Origin of the sequence: Streptomyces sp. NPDC050759, assembly GCF_044456945.1 — a bacterium.
Classification (GTDB): domain Bacteria; phylum Actinomycetota; class Actinomycetes; order Streptomycetales; family Streptomycetaceae; genus Streptomyces.
This window is the reverse complement of the sequence record NZ_JBITGI010000001.1, coordinates 1,160,724-1,179,144: the sequence shown is the minus strand read 5'-3', so window position 1 is coordinate 1,179,144 and position 18,421 is coordinate 1,160,724. Positions and strand designations below refer to the sequence as shown.

Below are 18,421 nucleotides of genomic sequence, written 5' to 3'. Positions count from 1 at the left end.
GGTGGGTCGTCCGGGGGGCCTGGGTGCCCGGAGGCGGGTCGGCGGCGGGGCTTCGGTACCGAAGGTGAGATCGGCGCCCGCCCACAGCCCGTGAGGGCAGGACGGGACTCGGCCGGGTCCGGCTTGGTGCCCGCGGTGGCGCCCTCCCCGTGAGGCCGGCCCTCAGTCCTCTCTCCGCCCCCGGTTGCCCGGCCGGGACGCGACCCATGCGCGCACGGTGTCCGCGTACCAGAAGGGCTTGCCGCCCTCGACGTGATCGGGTGGCGGCAGCAGCCCGTGCTTGCGGTACGACCGCACGGTGTCCGGCTGCACGCGGATGTGCGCCGCGATCTCCTTGTACGACCAGAGCCTTCGGTCGGTCATGTGGTGCACCTCCCCGCGCGCACCGCGGCGGCGGCCGGGGAAGGCCGTCGGGGGTACCGGGCGCTGCGCTGGCGATCACAAAGCGTGTGCCCGGTCAACGACCCGCGGTGACTTTCGGTCAGGGCCTGTGTGCCTGGTGTGACGGGGAGCCCGCGTACCCGAGACATCTGTGACACGGAGGGGGAGTTTGTGACAGAGGTGACGCAAAGGCGTACGCGGGCGCGAGGGCGTGGCGCGTTGACAAAGTTGACAAAGGGGCCGCCTCAGACTCCCGCGGTCTTGCCGGCGAGGAATTCCTCCACCTCGCGTGCGGAGTCGGGCGCGAGCCGATAGACGCCCTGGAGGCTGACGGCGCTGCGCAGTTCGCCGTCCACGACATGCTTGATCTGGCGCTCGCCCCGTCTCGAACGGTAGGTGAGACGCGCGAGCAGGTCCGGCGGCACGGGCCTGTCGAAGCCGAGCGGGACACCGGGCCCGCCGAGGAGGACCTCGCTCGCGCAACTCCCCTCCAGCAGCCCCCAGCGGTTGAGGCGTGCCTGCCGCTCGACGCTCAACTCCTCGCCCACGTTGTCGTAGTCCACCAACCGCTCGACCTCCATGGCCCCGAGCACCCACATACGCTTCTGGAAGACCCGTATCGGCAGGATCCGGTCGCCGGGCCGGACCCCGGCCCGCGCGAAGCTCGGCATCGAGGTGTGCGGGCCTCCGAAGAGCACGGTCAGCGGCTCGCCGTCGAAGCCTCCGGCGCCGAGCGCCCTGCAGAGGTCGTTGGTCCACAGGGTGGTGTACGTGTCGGCCATGCCCGAACGCTAACCGCCGCCACTGACAACGCAACTTCGCCAGGGCGGGCCGGACCCGCTGCGCCGGGCCCGACCCACCGGCTCCCCCCGGCCGTCCCCCGATCAACCAGTTGGACGCGCACAGTGTGCAGTCAGGTGGACCAGTCGGTCTTGGAGAAACCCGCACTTCGCCCGGAAGCACCGGACGCACCAGGCGTACCAGGCGTACCGAGGGTGCTGGACCTGCTCGGCTTACCAGACGTACCAGAAGTACCAGAGGTATCAGATGTACCAGACGCAAGGATCAAGCTCGTTGCCTCCCCGTCCATCCGGTCCCCGGGCGGGGCGGCGGCCAAGGGCAGCCGCCGGGCCGTCGTGAATTCCCGAGGCGTACACCCGGTCATCGCCTTGAACTCGCCGCTCAGATGCGCCTGGTCGTAGAACCCGCAGGCCGCCGCGGTCTCCGCCTGTCCGCGCCCCGCGGCGAGCAGCCGCCGGGCCCGCTGCAACCGCAGAACCCTCGCCGCCGCCTTGGGCCCCAGCCCGATCTGCTCCCGGAACCGGTTCTCCAGATGCCGCACACTCCAGCCCACCTCCTCGGCGAGCCGCCGCACCGGCATGGCACCGCACGTCCGCACGAGCTCCGACCAGGCCCGTACCACCCGGGCCGAACAGGGCGTACCGGCGTCCCACCACCGTGCGAACACGTCGTCCAGCAACCGGAAGCGCTCCTCCCAGGAGGGCAACACGGCCAGCGCGGCGGCGAGTTCATCGACCCGCCGGTCCAGGGCGTGCGGAAGCGCGTCGGGATCGACGACCCGATCGGCGATCTCGTGCTGCGGGGTCCCGAACAGGGTGAACGCGGCCCAGGGCGTGAGCATCACCTCGATGCCGGACAGCCGGCCACCGTGTTCACCGACGGCCGGTGTGGTGGTGGGCCCGCAGAAGACGGAGACGAGTGTCTCCGGAGCCCGTCCCGCGCGCGTGATGCGCACGGGCTGCTCGAACCCCAACAGCAGCGTGGCGGCCCCGACGGGCGTCTCGAGCCGCCGCCGCGGCCGGTCCATCGCCAGCTTGATCCCGCGATAGCTCAACACCCCGGGCCGCAGCCGAGGGTGAGGCGCCCCGAGGGCGAACTCCCAGTACCCACCGGACCCACGCCCGGTACGGACCAACACCATCGCCCCAGCTTCACAGCCGACGGGCCACAGCAACACCCTCTGGACCCACCAAGGACTCCGCCACCAGCGATCACCGGCCCACAGCCGACGAACTACGCCCCGCAGGACCGCAGGAACGCCCTGGTCCGCTGAGCGATCGGCAACGGCCGATCCGGCTCGCACGGATACATGTCCTGCTCGACGATCGCGAACAGATCGACATCCAGCCGCCCCGCCGCCTCCAGCACCGGCCCGAGCGCCGGCACACCCGAAGGCGGCTCACACATCACGCCCTGCGCCACCGCGGGCCCGAACGGCGTCCCCTTGGCCCGCACGTCGGCGAGGATCTCCGGATCCACCTGCTTGAGGTGCAGATATCCGATCCGCGACCCGTACGTCTCGATCAGCTTGACGCTGTCGCCGCCGCAGTACGCGTAGTGCCCGGTGTCCAGACACAGCGACACCAGGGAGGAGTCCGTCCCGTCGAGGAACCGGACGACGTTCTCCTCGCTGTCGATGTGGGTGTCCGCGTGCGGGTGGACGACGATCTGGAGGCCGTACTCCTCCCGCACCCGCTGCCCCAGCCGCTCGGTCAGCGAGGTCAGGTTCCGCCACTGCTCGGGCGTCAGCGAGGACGACTCCAGCACCTCACCCGTCTTGTCGTCCCGCCAGAACGACGGGATTACAACGAGATGCTTCGCACCCATCGCCTGCGCCAGCACCGCGTTGTCCGCGACATGCGCCCAGGTCTTCTCCCACACGGCCTCGCCGTGGTGCAGGCCGGTGAAGACGGTGCCCGCGGACACCTTCAGGCCGCGCCGGGAGACTTCTTCGGTCAGGACCGTGGGATCGGTCGGCAGATACCCGTACGGCCCCAGCTCGATCCACTCGTAACCGGAGTCCGCGACCTCGTCGAGGAAGCGCTGCCAGGGGACCTGCTGGGGGTCGTCGGGGAACCACACGCCCCAGGAGTCGGGAGCCGAGCCGATCCGGATGCGGGACAGTGAGGGCTGAGGTGCGGGCGCTGTCATGCCGGTCAGCTTCGGTTCGGACGGCAAGCGCTGTCAAGGTCTCGTCCGAATGTCTGGACAAAACATTGACAGGGCTCGGCGTCCGGGGCTACAAACGCCGGGAGAGCCGACGCAGGTACGAAGGGAAGCCGATGGCGTACGACCTGATCACCATGGGGCGGATCGGTGTGGACCTGTATCCACTCCAGACCGGTGTCCCGCTGCCGCAGGTGACGTCCTTCGGGAAGTTCCTCGGAGGATCGGCGACCAACGTCGCGGTCGCCGCGGCACGCCTGGGACGGCGGACCGCGGTGATCACCCGCACCGGCGACGACCCCTTCGGCACCTACCTGCACGAGGCCCTCCAGGGCTTCGGCGTGGACGACCGCTGGGTCACCCCGGTCCCGGGCCTGCCGACCCCCGTCACCTTCTGCGAGATCTTCCCGCCGGACGACTTCCCGCTGTACTTCTACCGGCAGCCCAAGGCCCCCGACCTCGAGATCGACGCCCACGAGCTGGACCTCGACGCGATCCGCGAGGCGAGCGTCTTCTGGATCACCGGCACCGGCCTGAGCGAGGAGCCCAGCCGTACGGCGACCCTGGCGGCCCTCGCCCACCGCGCGAAGGCGGGCACCACCGTCTTCGACCTGGACTGGCGCCCGATGTTCTGGAAGGACCCGGCGCAGGCCCGCCCCTTCTACGAAGAGGCCCTGCGCCACACCACCGTCGCCGTCGGCAACCTCGACGAGGTCGAGGTCGCGACCGGCGTACGCGAGCCGCACGCCGCCGCCCGCGCCCTCCTGGACGCCGGTGTCGAACTGGCGGTCGTCAAGCAGGGCCCCAAGGGTGTCCTCGCCGTCAACAGCAGGGGCGAGTCCGCCGAGGTCCCGCCCCTGCCCGTGAACGTCCTCAACGGCCTCGGCGCCGGCGACGCCTTCGGCGGCGCCCTCTGCCACGGCCTGCTCAGCGGCTGGGACCTGGAGAAGATCATGCGGCACGCCAACGCGGCCGGGGCCATCGTCGCCTCCCGTCTGGAGTGCAGCTCGGCGATGCCGACGCCCGACGAGATCGACAGCGCAATCGCGGCGGGAGCGGTCAAGTGAGGATCGACATCGCGGAACTCGTCCGCCTGCGTGCCGAACACCCCGAGGCGATCGCCGAGGCGGCCGCCCGCCGCACCCGCAGGCCGCTGCTCAACGACAACGGCCGTCTGATGATCGTCGCCGCCGACCACCCCGCCCGGGGCGCGCTCGGCGTCGGTGCCAACCGCATGGCCATGGCCAACCGCGCCGACCTGCTCGAGCGCCTCTGCCTGGCCCTGTCCCGCCCCGGCGTCGACGGCGTCCTCGCCACCGCCGACATCCTGGACGACCTGCTGCTGCTCGGCGCCCTGGACGGCAAGGTCGTCCTGGGCTCCATGAACCGCGGCGGCCTCCAGGGCGCGAGCTTCGAGCTCGACGACCGCTTCACCGGCCACCGCCCCGAGGACATCGAGCGGCTCGGCTTCGACGCCGGCAAGCTCCTCCTGCGCATCGACTACGACGACCCGGGCTCCCTCACCACCATGGAGTCCACGGCCCGCGCCATCGACGACATGGCCGCACGCCGGCTCCCGGTGTTCGTCGAGCCGTTCATCAGCGGCCGCACCACCGAGGGCAAGGTCAGGAACGACCTCTCCGCCGAGGCCGTCAGCAAGTCGATCGCCATCGCCTCGGGCCTGGGCGGCAGCTCGGCCTACACCTGGCTCAAGGTCCCGGTCACCGACAACCCCGACGACATGGGCGAGGTCATGGCGACCTCCACGCTCCCCGCCGTACTGCTCGGCGGCGAGGTCGGGGACGACCAGGACGGCGCGTACGAGAAGTGGCGCGGCGCCCTGCAACTGCCCACCGTGCGCGGCCTGGTGGTCGGCCGTTCGCTGCTGTACCCGGCGGACGGCGACGTGGCCGCCGCCGTGGACACCGCCGTAGGACTGCTGTGAGGGCCGGCGCATGACACAGAACGAGCTGTACGTCCCCAAGGGCGGCTCCGCCAACGCCCAGTACACGCTGGACATCGACCCCAAGCGGGCCGGCTGGACCCACAGCAGCCTGCGCATCGTCGAGCTGGCAGCCGGCGGCACCCACACCTTCACCTCCGGTGACAGCGAGTGGATCGTGCTTCCGCTGGAGGGCGCCTGTACCGTCCACACCGACAACGAAGAGTTCCAACTCCTGGGCCGGGAAAGCGTGTTCGCCGGAGTCTCGGACTTCGCGTATGTGCCCCGGGACGCCCAGGCATCGATCGCCTCCGGCGCGGGAGGCCGCTTCGCCCTGGCAGGAGCGAAGTGCGAGCGACGACTCCCCGCCCGCTACGGCCCCGCGCCGGAGGTCCCCGTCGAAGACCGCGGCAGTGGCAGCCAGTTGCGGCACGTGCGCAACTTCGCCTCCGCCGACGCCTTCGACTGCGACAAGCTCATCGCCGTCGAGGTGGTCACCCCCGGCGGCAACTGGTCCTCGTATCCGCCGCACAAGCACGACGAGCACCGGCCCGGCGTGGAAGCGGAGCTGGAGGAGATCTACTACTTCGAGATCGATGGCCCGAACGGTTTCGGCTATCAGCGCGTATCTCCCTCCCGTGAGGGCGGTTCCGACGTCCTCGCCGAGGTCCGCTCCGGCGACGCCGTCCTCGTCCCCGACGGATGGCACGGCCCGTCCATCGCCCAGCCCGGCCACGACATGTACTACCTCAACGTCATGGCGGGACCGGGTGAGACGCGGGAGTGGCGGATCTGCTTCCACCCGGACCACACCGAGGGGTACCGATGACCACCCGTCTGACCGTCGCGCAAGCGCTGGTCCGCTTCCTCGCCGCCCAGTACACCGAACGCGACGGCGTTCGGCAGCGGCTGATCTCCGCGACCTGGGGCATCTTCGGCCACGGCAACGTCGCCGGGCTGGGCCAGGCGCTCGTCGAGTACGCCGACGACATGCCCTACCACCAGGGCCGCAACGAGCAGTCCATGGTGCACGCGGCCGTGGGCTACGCGCGTCAGTCGAACCGCCTCTCCACCCACGCGGTGACGACCTCCATCGGCCCTGGCGCCACCAACCTGGTGACGGGCGCGGCCCTCGCGACCATCAACCACCTCCCCGTCCTGCTGCTGCCCGGTGACACCTTCGCCACCCGGGTCGCCGACCCGGTCCTCCAGCAGCTCGAAGTGCCGTACGCGGGCGACCTCAGCGTCAACGACTGTCTGCGGCCGGTGTCGAAGTACTTCGACCGCGTGACCCGTCCGGAAGCCCTGATCCCGGCCGCCCTCCAGGCGATGCGGGTCCTCACCGACCCCGTCGAGACCGGCGCGGTGACCCTCGCCCTCCCGCAGGACGTCCAGGCCGAGGCCCACGACTGGCCCGACGAGTTCTTCGCCGAGCGCACCTGGACCGTACGACGACCGGGTGCCGACCCGACCGAACTCGCCGAAGCGGTACAGGCGATCCGCACCGCCGAGCGCCCGCTCGTCATCGCCGGCGGCGGAGTCCACCACAGCCGCGCCGAGGAGGCCCTCGCCGAGTTCGCGAACGCCACCGGCATCCCGGTCGCCTCCACCCAGGCCGGCAAGGGCTCCCTGCGCCACGACCACCCCCAGGACGTCGGCGGCGTCGGCCACACCGGCACCGCCACCGCCAACGAACTGGCCCGCCAGGCCGACCTGGTGATAGGCGTCGGCACCCGGTACACCGACTTCACCACGGCCTCCGGCACCCTCTTCACAGGCGACGGCGTCCGCTTCCTCAACCTCAACATCGCGCCCTACGACGGCCACAAGCTCGCCGGCACGCCCCTGGTCGCGGACGCCCGCAGCGGCCTGGCGGAGCTCACCGAGGCACTCCAGCTGCACGTCCACCGGGTCACGGGCACGTACGTCGACGAGTACACGCTCGACAAGGAGCGCTGGGAGCAGCGCGTCGACGCCTGCTACGAGGCCGACGAGCCCGACATCAGGCCGACCCAGCCGCAGGTCCTCGGCGCCCTGGACGCCCTGGTCGACGCGTCGGACGTCGTCATCAACGCGGCCGGCTCCCTCCCCGGCGACCTGCACAAGCTGTGGCGCGCCCGGTCGAGGGACCAGTACCACCTGGAGTACGGCTACTCCTGCATGGGCTACGAGATCCCGGCCGCGATCGGTGTGAAGATGGCCGCGCCCGACCGCAACGTCTGGGCGCTGGTCGGCGACGGAACGTACCTGATGATGCCGACGGAGATCGTCACGGCCGTGCAGGAGGGCATCGCGATCAAGCTGCTCCTGATCCAGAACCACGGCTACGCCTCCATCGGCGGCCTGTCCGAGACGGTCGGCGGCGAGCGGTTCGGAACCGCCTACCGCTACCAGTCCGACGACGGCACCTACACGGGCCCCCCGCTGCCCGTGGACCTGGCCGCCAACGTGGCCAGCCTCGGTATGCGCGTGCTGCGCGCGAAGACCGTACGAGACCTCCGCGCCGCCCTCGAAGAGGCGCGGGCGGCCGACACTCCCACATGTGTCTACGTCGAGACCGAAACGGCAGACACAGTGTCGGGCCCGCCTCCGGCGCAGGCCTGGTGGGATGTACCTGTGGCCGAAACCGCGACCCGACCGTCCGCGGTGAAGGCCCGTGAGCTGTACGAACGGCACGTCTCAACCCGACGCCGCCATCTGTGAAAAGGAGTACTCGGTCATGACGAAGATCGTCAACCACTGGATCGGCGGCAAGACCGTCGAAGGCGCGTCGGGCAACTACGGGCCGGTCACCGACCCTGCGACCGGCGCGGTCACCACCAAGGTCGCGTTCGCCTCCGTCGACGAGGTCGACGCCGCCGTAGCCGCCGCCAAGGACGCGTTCGCGACCTGGGGCACCTCCTCGCTCGCCAAGCGCACCACGATCCTGTTCCGCTTCCGGGCGCTGCTCGAGGCGAACCGGGACGCGATCGCCGAGCTGATCACCGCCGAGCACGGCAAGGTGCACTCCGACGCCCTCGGTGAGGTCGCGCGCGGCCTGGAGATCGTGGACCTGGCGTGCGGGATCACCGTGCAGCTCAAGGGCGAGCTGTCGACCGAGGTCGCCAGCCGCGTGGACGTCGCCTCCATCCGCCAGCCGCTCGGTGTCGTCGCGGGCATCACGCCGTTCAACTTCCCGGCGATGGTCCCGATGTGGATGTTCCCGATGGCCATCGCGACCGGCAACACCTTCGTCCTCAAGCCGTCCGAGAAGGACCCGTCGGCCTCCCTCAAGATCGCCGAGCTGCTGGCCGAGGCCGGTCTGCCCGACGGTGTCTTCAACGTCGTGCACGGCGACAAGGTGGCCGTCGACCGCCTCCTTGAGCACCCGGACGTCAAGGCCGTCTCCTTTGTCGGCTCGACCCCGATCGCCCGCTACATCCACACCACCGCCTCCGCGAACGGCAAGCGTGTCCAGGCCCTGGGCGGCGCCAAGAACCACATGCTGGTCCTGCCGGACGCCGACCTGGACGCGGCGGCGGACGCGGCGGTCTCGGCGGCCTACGGCTCGGCGGGCGAGCGCTGCATGGCGATCTCCGCGGTCGTGGCCGTCGGTTCGATCGGCGACGAGCTCGTCGACAAGATCCGCGAGCGCGCCGAGAAGATCAAGATCGGCCCCGGCAACGACCCGGCCTCCGAGATGGGCCCGCTGATCACCAAGGTGCACCGCGACAAGGTGGCCTCCTACGTCGAGGGCGCCGCCGCCGAGGGCTGCGAGGTCGTCCTGGACGGCTCCGACTACACGGTCGAGGGCTTCGAGGACGGCCACTGGATCGGCATCTCGCTCCTCGACAAGGTCCCGACCACGGCGAAGGCCTACCAGGACGAGATCTTCGGCCCGGTACTGACCGTGCTGCGCGTCGACACCTACGACGAGGGCATCGCCCTCATCAACGCCTCGCCGTTCGGCAACGGCACCGCGATCTTCACCCGGGACGGCGGCGCCGCCCGCCGCTTCCAGCTGGAGGTCGAGGCCGGCATGGTCGGCGTGAACGTCCCGATCCCGGTCCCCGTCGGCTACCACTCCTTCGGCGGCTGGAAGGACTCCCTCTTCGGCGACCACCACATCTACGGCAACGACGGCACGCACTTCTACACCCGCGGCAAGGTCGTCACCACCCGTTGGCCCGACCCGGCCGACGCCCCGGCGGGCGTGGACCTGGGCTTCCCGCGCAACCACTGAGCCAGACCGTCCAGGGGCCGTCCGTGATCCGGGCGGCCCTGTTTTTCTGGCGCCCGCGCAGGAACCCGGTGGCGTGTGTCACCCCCTGCACACCAGCCGCCCCAAAGGGGCGCGGGGAACTGCGCGACCAGCCCCAACGCACCCGCACCCGCCCGACAACAGCCCCCCCCCGAGCTCCCAACCGCCGTACCACGCCCGCGGTACACGGACCCGCCCCCGTACCCCCACGGGATGGGGCATGGTTCACCCCCCAGTCGACAACTCCCTGCCCACTTCACCCCGTACCGTTGACACATGGATCTTCGACTGCCGCCGCTGCGTGACCTACGACGGCGGCCACGACGGCTCGCCGCCGCCGTGGCCGCCGTCGTCGTGCTCGCCGGTGCCGGGACATGGACGGCCGTGGCCGACGACAAGCCGGCCCCGGTGCACCGGGAGGACCAGGTCATGGCCCTCGACGGCGTCCGCATCGACACCTCGTACTTCACCTCGTCCGACGCGGGCCGCCGCCCCGCCGTCCTGCTCGCGCACGGCTTCGGCGGCAGCAAGGACGACGTGCGGGAACAGGCCGAGAACCTGGCCCGGGACGGATACGCGGTACTGACCTGGTCGGCGCGGAGCTTCGGCAGGTCCACCGGGAAGATCGGACTGAACGACCCGAAGGGTGAGGTCCAGGACGTCAGGAAGCTGATCGACTGGCTCGCCCGGCAGCCGCAGGTCCAGCTCGACAAGCCCGGCGACCCCCGCGTCGGCGTCGCGGGCGCCTCGTACGGCGGCGCGATCTCCCTGCTCGCCGCCGGTTACGACGACCGCGTCGACGCCATCGCCCCGGCGATCACCTACTGGAACCTCAGCGACGCGCTCTTCCCGAACGGCGTGTTCAAGAAGCTCTGGGCGGGCATCTTCGTCAACTCCGGCGGCGGCTGCGCCAAGTTCGAGCCGCAGCTGTGCCGGATGTACGAGCGGGTCGCCGAGTCCGGCACCCCGGACGCGCAGGCCGAGAAACTGCTGGACGAGCGCTCGCCGTCGGCCGTCGGCGACCGCATCAAGGTGCCCACCCTGCTGCTGCAGGGCCAGACCGACTCCCTCTTCCCGCTCGGCCAGGCCGACGCCGCGGCGAAGGCGATCCGCGCCAACGGCGCCCCCGTTGACGTCGACTGGATCGCGGGCGGGCACGACGGCGGCGACATGGAGACCGACCGGGTCCAGGCCCGGGTCGCCTCCTGGTTCGACCGCTACCTCAAGGACGACAAGGGCGCCGACACCGGCCCCGCCTTCCGCGTCACCCGCACCCTCGGCACCGACACCGGCGACGGCGAGACCCGGCTGAGCGGCGTGGACGCCGACACCTACCCCGGCCTCGAAGACCACCCGCGCCCGATCGCCCTCACCGGACGCGAGCAGTCCTTCGAGAACCCCGCAGGCTCCAGCCCGCCCGCCGTCTCCGCCCTGCCCGGCATCGGCGGCGCCGGCGGCCTCGCCCAGCTCTCCACGCTCGGCGTCGGGATCTCCCTCGACTTCCCCGGCCAGTACGCCGCCTTCGAGTCGGCCCCCGTCAAGGACGACCTGCAGATCACCGGGTCCCCGACGGTCACCGTCCACGTGAAGTCAACGAGCGACGACGCGGTCCTCTTCGCCAAGGTGTACGACGTCGGCCCCGGCCGCGGACAACAGGTGCTGCCCTCCCAACTGGTCGAGCCCCTCCGCGTGGCGGGCGCCAAGGCCGGCAAGGACGTCACCCTCACCCTCCCGGCGATCGACCACGAGGTGCAGGACGGCCACCGGCTGCGCCTGGTCCTCGCCTCCACCGACCTCGGCTACGCCTCACCGGCAGCCCCCGCCACGTACACGGTCTCCCTCAAGGGCGACCTGAAGGTGCCGACCACCCTCGCCGACAGCGGCGCGGCCGCACCACTGCCCTCATGGGTGTGGTGGCTGCCCCTGGCCGGCGCGGTGACCGCGCTCGCCCTCCTCCTGACGGCGAGGCGCCGCACCACGGCCCCCGCCCCCGACCCGGGCCTCGCCGAAGTCCCCCTCCAGATAAGGGACCTCAGCAAGCGGTACGCCAAGTCCGCCGACCGGTACGCGGTCCGCGACCTGTCCTTCCGGGTGGACAAAGGCCAGGTCCTCGGCCTGCTCGGCCCGAACGGCGCGGGCAAGACGACCACCCTGCGCATGCTGATGGGCCTGATCACACCGGACGGCGGCGAGATCCGCGTCTTCGGCCACGCCATCGCGCCCGGCGCCCCCGTACTGTCCCGCGTCGGCGCCTTCGTCGAGGGCGCGGGCTTCCTGCCGCACCTGTCCGGCCGGGAGAACCTGGAGCTGTACTGGCGGGCCACCGGCCGCCCGCCAGAGGACGCCCACCTGGACGAGGCCCTGGAGATCGCCGGCCTCGGCACCGCCCTGGAACGCGCGGTCCGCACCTACTCACAGGGCATGCGCCAGCGCCTCGCCATCGCCCAGGCCATGCTCGGCCTGCCCGACCTGCTGATACTGGACGAACCGACCAACGGACTCGACCCGCCGCAGATCCGCGAGATGCGCGAGGTGATGATCCGCTACGCGGCGGCCGGCCGCACGGTGATCGTCTCCAGCCACATGCTGTCCGAGGTCGAGCAGTCCTGCACCCACCTGGTGGTGATGGACCACGGACAGCTCGTCCAGGCGGGCCCGGTCGGCGAGATCATCGGCTCCGGCGACACCCTGCTGGTCGGCACGGCCGGCCCGGTCGACGAACCCCTCGTCGAGAAGGTCGCCGCGCTGCCCGGCGTGGCCTCGGCGGTCCGCACCGACGGCGGGCTGGTGGTCCGCCTCGACGCCGACGGCAGCGCCCGGCGCCTGGTCGCCGAACTCGTCCGGCTGGAGATCCCCGTGGAGGCGGTCGGCCCGCACCGCCGCCTCGAAGACGCCTTCCTCACCCTGATCGGAGACTCCGCATGAGCAGCACGCTGATCGACAGCGCGGAGGTCGCCGACGGCTATCGCGCCGGCCGCACACTGCCCCTGAGGGTGGAACTGGTCCGGCAGTTGAAGCGACGCCGCACGATGGTCATGGGCGGAATCCTGTTCGCCCTGCCGTTCGTGCTGCTCATCGCCTTCCAGGTGGGCGGCGGGCCGGGCGGCGACAACAACGGCGTGAACCTGATGGACACGGCCACCCTGTCCGGCGCGAACTTCGCGGCGGTGAACCTGTTCGTCTCGGCGGGCTTCCTCCTGATCATCCCCGTCGCCCTGTTCTGCGGGGACACGGTCGCCTCCGAGGCCGGCTGGTCCTCCCTGCGCTACCTGCTGGCGGCGCCCGTGCCCCGGGCCCGGCTGCTGTGGTCCAAGCTGGTCGTCGGACTCGGGCTCAGCCTGGCCGCGATGCTGCTCCTGCCGCTGGTCGCGCTCGCCGTCGGCACGGCGGCCTACGGCTGGGGCCCGCTTGAGCTGCCCACCGGCGGTGAGCTGGCCGCCGGCACCGCGGCGCAGCGCCTCCTGGTCACGGTGGCGTACATCTTCGTGTCCCAACTGGTCACCGCTGCTCTGGCGTTCTGGCTGTCCACCCGGACGGACGCCCCGCTGGGCGCGGTCGGCGGCGCGGTCGGCCTGACCATCGTCGGCAACGTGCTCGACCAGGTGACGGCGCTCGGCGACTGGCGGGACTTCCTGCCCTCGCACTGGCAGTACGCCTGGCTCGACGCCGTCCGACCCCGGCTGGAGTGGTCCGACATGATCCAGGGCACGGCCCTGTCGGTAACGTACGCCCTCGTGCTGTTCGCGCTGGCCTTCCGCGGTTTCGCCCGCAAGGACGTGGTGTCGTAGGTCACCGGAGGATCACCCACCGGTATCGAAGGCCGTCGTCCGTGCCCTGTTCGAGATCCATCCGCAACCCCCCGTAGCGCACGTTCCGGCCCCCCGGCCCGTCACAGTCACAGACACGGCGTCAACTGGCCAAGGGGGCACGGACGATGGACCGGTACGGGACACGGCGGCTGCGGGCCGCTCTCCTCGCGCTCACCGCGACGGGCGGCCTGCTCCTCACGGGATGCGGGGCGGGCGGCTCGGGCGACGGCAGCAGCACGGACCGGGCGAACGGCGCCAGCGCCTTCCCGGCCCCCGAGTACAGCCGGGGAAGCGAACAGGACGACGAGTCCCGCGACACCGCCCCCGACCACCTCTCCACCTTCGCCCTCGACGTCGACACCGCGTCCTACGGCTACGCCCGCCGCACCCTCGCCGACGGACAGCGCCCCGCCCCCGCGACGATCCGCCCCGAGGAGTTCGTCAACAGCTTCCGCCAGGACTACGAGCGTCCCGACGGCAACGGCTTCACGGTGACCGTCGACGGCGCCCGCACCGACGAGAAGGACTGGTCCCTGGTCCGCGTCGGCCTCGCCACCCGGAACGCGCGGGACCAGCACGGCGAACGCCCGCCGGCCGCCCTCACCTTCGTCATCGACATCTCCGGCTCCATGTCCGAACCCGGCCGGCTCGACCTCGCCCAGGAGTCCCTCGGCGTGATGACGGACCGGCTGCGCGACGACGACTCGGTCGCGATCGTCACCTTCAGCGACAAGGCGGAGACCGTCCTGCCGATGACCCGCCTCGACGGCAACCGCGACGAGATCCACGACGCCATCGACAGCCTGGAACCCACCTTCTCCACCAACCTCGCGGCGGGCGTCGAGACCGGCTACGCCACCGCCGTCAAGGGCCTGCGCGAGGGCGCCACCAACCGGGTCGTCCTGATCTCCGACGCCCTCGCCAACGACGGCGACACCGACCCCGACGCCATCCTCGACCGCATCGACGGCGCCCGCCGCGAACACGGCATCACCCTCTTCGGCGTCGGCGTGGGCAGCGACTACGGCGACGCCCTGATGGAACGCCTCGCCGACAAGGGCGACGGCCACACCACGTACGTCTCGGACGCGAAGGACGCTCGCGAGGTCTTCTGCGAGCAGCTCCCGCAGAACATCGACCTCACCGCCCGCGACGCCAAGGCCCAGGTCGCCTTCGACCCGGAGACGGTCACCGACTTCCGGCTCGTCGGCTACGACGACCGCCGCGTCGCCGACGACGACTTCCGCGACGACCGCGTCGACGGCGGCGAGGTCGGCCCCGGCCACACCGTCACCGCCCTCTACGCCGTCCGCACCCGACCGGGCGCGGACGGCCACCTCGCCACCGCCACCGTCCGCTGGCAGGACCCCGAGACCCGCACCCCGCACGAGGAGTCGGGCCAACTGGAGTCGGACAGCCTCGCCGACTCCCTGGGCAGCGCGAGCCCGCGCTTCCAGGTCACCGCGGTGGCCGCCTACTTCGCCGACGCCCTCCGCCGCGGCGACGACCGCTGGAGCCCCCTGCCGGGAGCCCCCCGCCTGAGCGAACTGGCCGACCGGGCGGACAGGTTGGCGGACATCACGGAGGACCGGGCGGTACGACAGCTCGCCGACACCATCCGGCAGGCGAAGCACCTCGAGTGACCACCCCGCCAGGCAGTCGGCCGGGATCACCCCTGGAGGGCGCCCGCGCTCGGACGAGAGCGCCGGTACAGCACCGCTCCGGCGGTCAGGAGGGCCAGGCTCGCCACGCTCGGCACCCAGAGGCTGCCCGCTCCGGTGTCCGCGAGCGCGGCGGCCCCCTCCTGCTGTACGACGGCGGGGGACCCCTCCGGCGCGTAGTGCCCCTTGGCCGGGTGCGACGGCTGGTGAGGGATCCGCCGGGTGGACGGTACGGACCGGTCCTCGGGCTCGTCGGGACGGTGGGCCGGGCCGTTGACCGACTCGTTGCCGAAGGCGGGATTGCCGATACCCACCAGGTTCGCGCTGTTGCCGCTGAGGTTCACGGGCAGATCAATCGGAAGCTGGACGTTGTTGCCGGAGACGACGCCCGGCGAGCCGTGGGCGCTGCCGTCGGCCGCGGCCCCGCGCGGCGCCGCGGACTTCTTGTCGCCCCCGTCCTCGCCGTTCTCGTTGGCGCAGCGGTTGCCCATGGCCGGGTTGAGGAGCCCGACCACGTTCAGGGTGTTCCCGCACACGTTCACCGGGACGTCCACAGGCAACTGGACGCCGTTGCCGGAGAGCAGCCCGGGTGAGCCCTCTGCGGAGCCGTCAGCGGTGGAGTCGGCCTGCGCCGGCCCCGCGACTGCCATCGCACCGGAGGCGACGGCGACGGCGATCACACTGTTTCGGATAGCCCGTTTCATGGGTCCCTGCCCTTCAGACATGTCGCGGGCACTCACCCGCACTTGGTAAAACATGCGTGAAACCACGGAAGTAATGGCTTTTCAGTCTTTTGCCCGGAACGGGGTTGTGTGCGTACACCAGTTGGGGCCCGTTCGCGCGGCAGGCCGCCCACAGCGAAACCCTCGCCCCGCACCGCGAGTTCTCGGCGCAGGGGAGGGTCAAGGCCGCCTGTAGGGCGGCGAAGCCGGTCAGAGGGCCTGGTTGTCGCAACCCATGTCCGAACCGAGGTGGTTCTGCTGCGCACCGGGGTTGCCCTCGCCGTTCACCAGGTTGCCGGCCAGGCCGGTGAGGGCGCCGACGCTGCCGAGCACTTCGATGTTCATGTCGTGCGAGCGGCATTCGATGCCCTGACTGATGTCGAGGTCGTTGCCGGGCTCACCGTGTGCCACGGCGGTGGTGGCGCCGAGGGAGCCGACACTGCCGAGGATGGCGCCCACGAGGACTGCCTTGTGGAACATGCGCATGGGGTACTCCATTTCGAGCGGATGGGGTCTGCGACAGAACAAGCTGGGATGTGCTGGACGAGGCTCGGGCGGCCGTCAGCCGAGTCGGGGGAGCCCCAGTTGGCCGACGGGAGGCGCCGCGAGCTGTCCGAGGCCGACCGGAGCCAGCTGCGGCGCGCTCGCCGGTGCGAGCTGCGGGTTGAGAAGCGGATTCACCTGCGGGTTGACCTGTGGGTTCACCTGAGGAGTGACAGTCGTCGGCGGCTCTGGCGCGAAGGTCTGCGGTACGGCCAACTGGGGGGCGACCTGCGGCATGACCTGCGGCACGACCTGGGGCTGTACGGGTGCGGGTGCGGCCGGTGCCGGCTGCGCGGGTACCGCCTGCTGCGCGAACGGCGAAGTGGAGGCCTGGGCCGATCCCTGCGACGAGGCGGCGGCGTAGCTGGCCTGCTGCGGTGCCGGGTGGTAGACGGGCGCCGGGGCAGCCTGCGGAGCCGGCTGGTAGGCGGGTGCGGGCGCGGCCTGGGGAGCCGGCTGGTAGGCGGGTGCGGGCTGAGGCGCCGGCTGGTACGCGGGTGCCGGGGCCGCCTGTGGGGCCGACTGGTAGGCAGGTGCGGCCTGCGGTGCCGACTGGTAGGCGGGCGCCGGGGCGGCCTGCGGAGCCGCGTTGTCGGGAGCCGGCGCCGGCGGGGGAGCGATGGGAGAGTCGGCATGGCTGATGCCGGTGCCCATGGCGGACAGACCGCTGGCCGCTGCTACTAGGAGCACGGCCTTGTGAAGCTTGCGCATGAAACTCTCGGCCCTTCATACCTGAATAGGGAAGTCCATTGCATTGAGTGCGGTTACGCGTGCAGTCGATGCGCTGCTCCCTACTGCAGGGGGCAGCGGTGATCCCGAGTGGCACGCGGACTTCGCATCAAAGCCGGCAGCGACTCGCCTCACCCTCTTCAGGTCCACGACCGCTGCCCTCTCCCGGTTGGAACGAGGAGGCCTGGCCGCGGTCACGGAATCCCACGGCCCGTCACCCGTTTGCCACCTGGGGGAGCGCGTGTCGCGACCCGTACGCCGTTTGCGGCAAATGGGTGACCACATCCCGGCGCCCGTATCTGCGTCTCTTCTCGTGTCGTTCCCCACGGGGCAAGGACGTTGGTCCATCGCAGCCGCTCAGGGCAGTGGGAACAGCTGCAACTGCGCTGCCGTATCAGCGTTTCCCCAGATTTTCCTGCACAGGTCAATGAAGGGCCGAGAATTCAATGCGCAAGCTCCAGCACATCGCGCTCGTCGTCGCAGCGGCCGGCGGACTGACCGCCGTCGGGGCAGGATCGAGCTCTGCCGTCACCCCCGCCGCCTTCAACGGGGCTGTGCCGCCTCCCGTTTCACAGCCGGACGCCCAGGCCACCACCGCCACGTCCGCTCAGGCGACCACGCAGAGCTACGGCTCGCCGACCGCTCAGCAGCCGGCCCCGCAGCGCGGCACCCAGGTTGCACCGCAGCTCAACCCCCAGCTCAACCCGCAGATCAACCCTCAGCTCTCCTCCCCGGCCCCGCAGACGGGGCAGACAGGGCAGAGCGCCGCGCCGGCCCAGACCAACCTGTTCCGGCCGGCACAGGAGTGCAGCCCGCAGTCCCTGCTCGACGCGAACGTCCCGGTCGCGGTGCTCGCCGCCTCCCAGACCCGGGGCATCGAGTGCACCCAGGCGAACAGCCAGTCGAACGCCCTCGCCCACGCGCGCGGCTAGCTCTTCGCACGCGATACGACTTTCGGGTGTTTTGGCTCCGCGATCACGAAATCGGCGCGCCTTTGACCGTTTTGGGATACTTCGCACTAATCTCCTGTAACTGTAAGGAGTCGATCTGGAACAGATCGCACCCATTCACTCTCACCGGAGATGACATGCGCAAGCTTCGCAACGTTGCCGTCCTGGTCGTTGCCCTCGGCAGCATCGGCCTCGTGGGTGGCACCGCCCACGCCGACGGTCATGGAGGGAAGGACGGGCACGGGGACAAGTTCAAGATCACGCAGAGCTCCAACTGCCGCTCGCACGACCTGAACCTTGACGTCCTCGGCGAGGTCGGTCTGATCGACGGCCTGCTGGGCAACGGCCTCAACGGCGCGGGTAACCCGGGTGCTCAGGCCACCGACATCGGCTCCACGATGGGCTGCAACAACAGCGCCTTCTGAGGTCTGACCGGCGTCCAGGCGCCGAACTCCGCAAATGGTCCCGGCGCAGGGC

17 protein-coding genes are annotated in these 18,421 nt (G+C 71.0%); 10 read left to right on the top strand and 7 right to left on the bottom strand.

Annotated features, from left to right (window positions below):
- Positions 1-162 precede the first annotated feature (162 nt).
- The 4 genes from ACIBJB_RS05225 to ACIBJB_RS05210 all read right to left on the bottom strand — a co-directional run bounded on the left by ACIBJB_RS05225 (position 163) and on the right by ACIBJB_RS05210 (position 3,333).
- Positions 163-363: an AlpA family transcriptional regulator gene (locus ACIBJB_RS05225; protein WP_020116516.1), complete on the bottom strand. Its 201-nt coding sequence runs from the start codon at positions 361-363 to the stop codon at positions 163-165.
- 263 nt (positions 364-626) lie between these two features.
- Positions 627-1,163, bottom strand: coding sequence for a hypothetical protein (locus tag ACIBJB_RS05220; protein ID WP_398926622.1), 537 nt, complete (start codon positions 1,161-1,163; stop codon positions 627-629).
- A 131-nt stretch (positions 1,164-1,294) separates the two neighbouring features.
- Positions 1,295-2,323 carry a helix-turn-helix domain-containing protein gene (locus tag ACIBJB_RS05215; RefSeq protein WP_398926620.1) on the bottom strand — a complete coding sequence of 343 codons (1,029 nt, stop codon included), beginning with the start codon at positions 2,321-2,323 and terminating at the stop codon, positions 1,295-1,297.
- Between the two features lie 92 nt (positions 2,324-2,415).
- Positions 2,416-3,333 carry a sugar phosphate isomerase/epimerase gene (locus tag ACIBJB_RS05210; protein WP_266564466.1) on the bottom strand — a complete coding sequence of 306 codons (918 nt, stop codon included), beginning with the start codon at positions 3,331-3,333 and terminating at the stop codon, positions 2,416-2,418.
- 131 nt (positions 3,334-3,464) lie between these two features.
- Between ACIBJB_RS05210 and iolC the strand changes: the two genes are divergently transcribed.
- The 8 genes from iolC (at position 3,465) to ACIBJB_RS05170 (ending at position 14,982) form a co-directional block, all read left to right on the top strand.
- The gene (gene iolC, locus ACIBJB_RS05205) at positions 3,465-4,415 is read left to right on the top strand and encodes a 5-dehydro-2-deoxygluconokinase (protein WP_398926618.1); all 951 of its coding nucleotides are present in this window, start codon (positions 3,465-3,467) and stop codon (positions 4,413-4,415) included.
- Positions 4,412-5,293, top strand: coding sequence for a deoxyribose-phosphate aldolase (locus tag ACIBJB_RS05200; protein ID WP_398926617.1), 882 nt, complete (start codon positions 4,412-4,414; stop codon positions 5,291-5,293). Before iolC ends, ACIBJB_RS05200 begins: the two co-directional genes overlap by 4 nt.
- A gap of 10 nt (positions 5,294-5,303) precedes the next feature.
- Positions 5,304-6,119 carry a 5-deoxy-glucuronate isomerase gene (gene iolB / locus ACIBJB_RS05195; protein WP_398926615.1) on the top strand — a complete coding sequence of 272 codons (816 nt, stop codon included), beginning with the start codon at positions 5,304-5,306 and terminating at the stop codon, positions 6,117-6,119.
- Positions 6,116-7,993, top strand: coding sequence for a 3D-(3,5/4)-trihydroxycyclohexane-1,2-dione acylhydrolase (decyclizing) (iolD, locus tag ACIBJB_RS05190; protein WP_398926613.1), 1,878 nt, complete (start codon positions 6,116-6,118; stop codon positions 7,991-7,993). The genes iolB and iolD overlap by 4 nt, the downstream gene beginning before the upstream one ends.
- 16 nt (positions 7,994-8,009) lie before the next feature.
- The gene (mmsA, locus tag ACIBJB_RS05185) at positions 8,010-9,512 is read left to right on the top strand and encodes a CoA-acylating methylmalonate-semialdehyde dehydrogenase (RefSeq protein ID WP_398926611.1); all 1,503 of its coding nucleotides are present in this window, start codon (positions 8,010-8,012) and stop codon (positions 9,510-9,512) included.
- Positions 9,513-9,806: 294 nt separating this feature from the next.
- Entirely contained in the window at positions 9,807-12,455 is a 2,649-nt protein-coding gene (locus ACIBJB_RS05180; protein WP_398926609.1) for an alpha/beta fold hydrolase, read from the top strand.
- Positions 12,452-13,318: an ABC transporter permease gene (locus ACIBJB_RS05175; protein ID WP_398926607.1), complete on the top strand. Its 867-nt coding sequence runs from the start codon at positions 12,452-12,454 to the stop codon at positions 13,316-13,318. The genes ACIBJB_RS05180 and ACIBJB_RS05175 overlap by 4 nt, the downstream gene beginning before the upstream one ends.
- Before the next feature lie 146 nt (positions 13,319-13,464).
- Positions 13,465-14,982 (top strand): von Willebrand factor type A domain-containing protein, encoded by a 1,518-nt coding sequence (locus ACIBJB_RS05170; RefSeq protein WP_398926605.1) that lies wholly within the window; start codon positions 13,465-13,467, stop codon positions 14,980-14,982.
- 26 nt (positions 14,983-15,008) lie between these two features.
- On the opposite strand, the gene ACIBJB_RS05165 is transcribed toward ACIBJB_RS05170, so the two are convergent.
- From ACIBJB_RS05165 to ACIBJB_RS05155, 3 genes are all read right to left on the bottom strand, one after another.
- Positions 15,009-15,704 carry a chaplin gene (locus tag ACIBJB_RS05165; protein WP_398926602.1) on the bottom strand — a complete coding sequence of 232 codons (696 nt, stop codon included), beginning with the start codon at positions 15,702-15,704 and terminating at the stop codon, positions 15,009-15,011.
- A 228-nt stretch (positions 15,705-15,932) separates the two neighbouring features.
- Entirely contained in the window at positions 15,933-16,208 is a 276-nt protein-coding gene (locus ACIBJB_RS05160; RefSeq protein ID WP_398926600.1) for a hypothetical protein, read from the bottom strand.
- A gap of 75 nt (positions 16,209-16,283) precedes the next feature.
- Complete coding sequence (locus ACIBJB_RS05155) at positions 16,284-16,976, bottom strand: hypothetical protein (RefSeq protein ID WP_398926598.1); 693 nt, start codon at positions 16,974-16,976, stop codon at positions 16,284-16,286.
- 464 nt (positions 16,977-17,440) lie between these two features.
- On the opposite strand from ACIBJB_RS05155, the gene ACIBJB_RS05150 reads away from it, so the two are divergent.
- Both ACIBJB_RS05150 and ACIBJB_RS05145 read left to right on the top strand, forming a co-directional pair.
- Positions 17,441-17,926 (top strand): hypothetical protein, encoded by a 486-nt coding sequence (locus tag ACIBJB_RS05150; RefSeq protein WP_398926596.1) that lies wholly within the window; start codon positions 17,441-17,443, stop codon positions 17,924-17,926.
- Positions 17,927-18,081: 155 nt separating this feature from the next.
- The gene (locus ACIBJB_RS05145) at positions 18,082-18,369 is read left to right on the top strand and encodes a hypothetical protein (RefSeq protein ID WP_398926594.1); all 288 of its coding nucleotides are present in this window, start codon (positions 18,082-18,084) and stop codon (positions 18,367-18,369) included.
- Positions 18,370-18,421 lie beyond the last annotated feature (52 nt).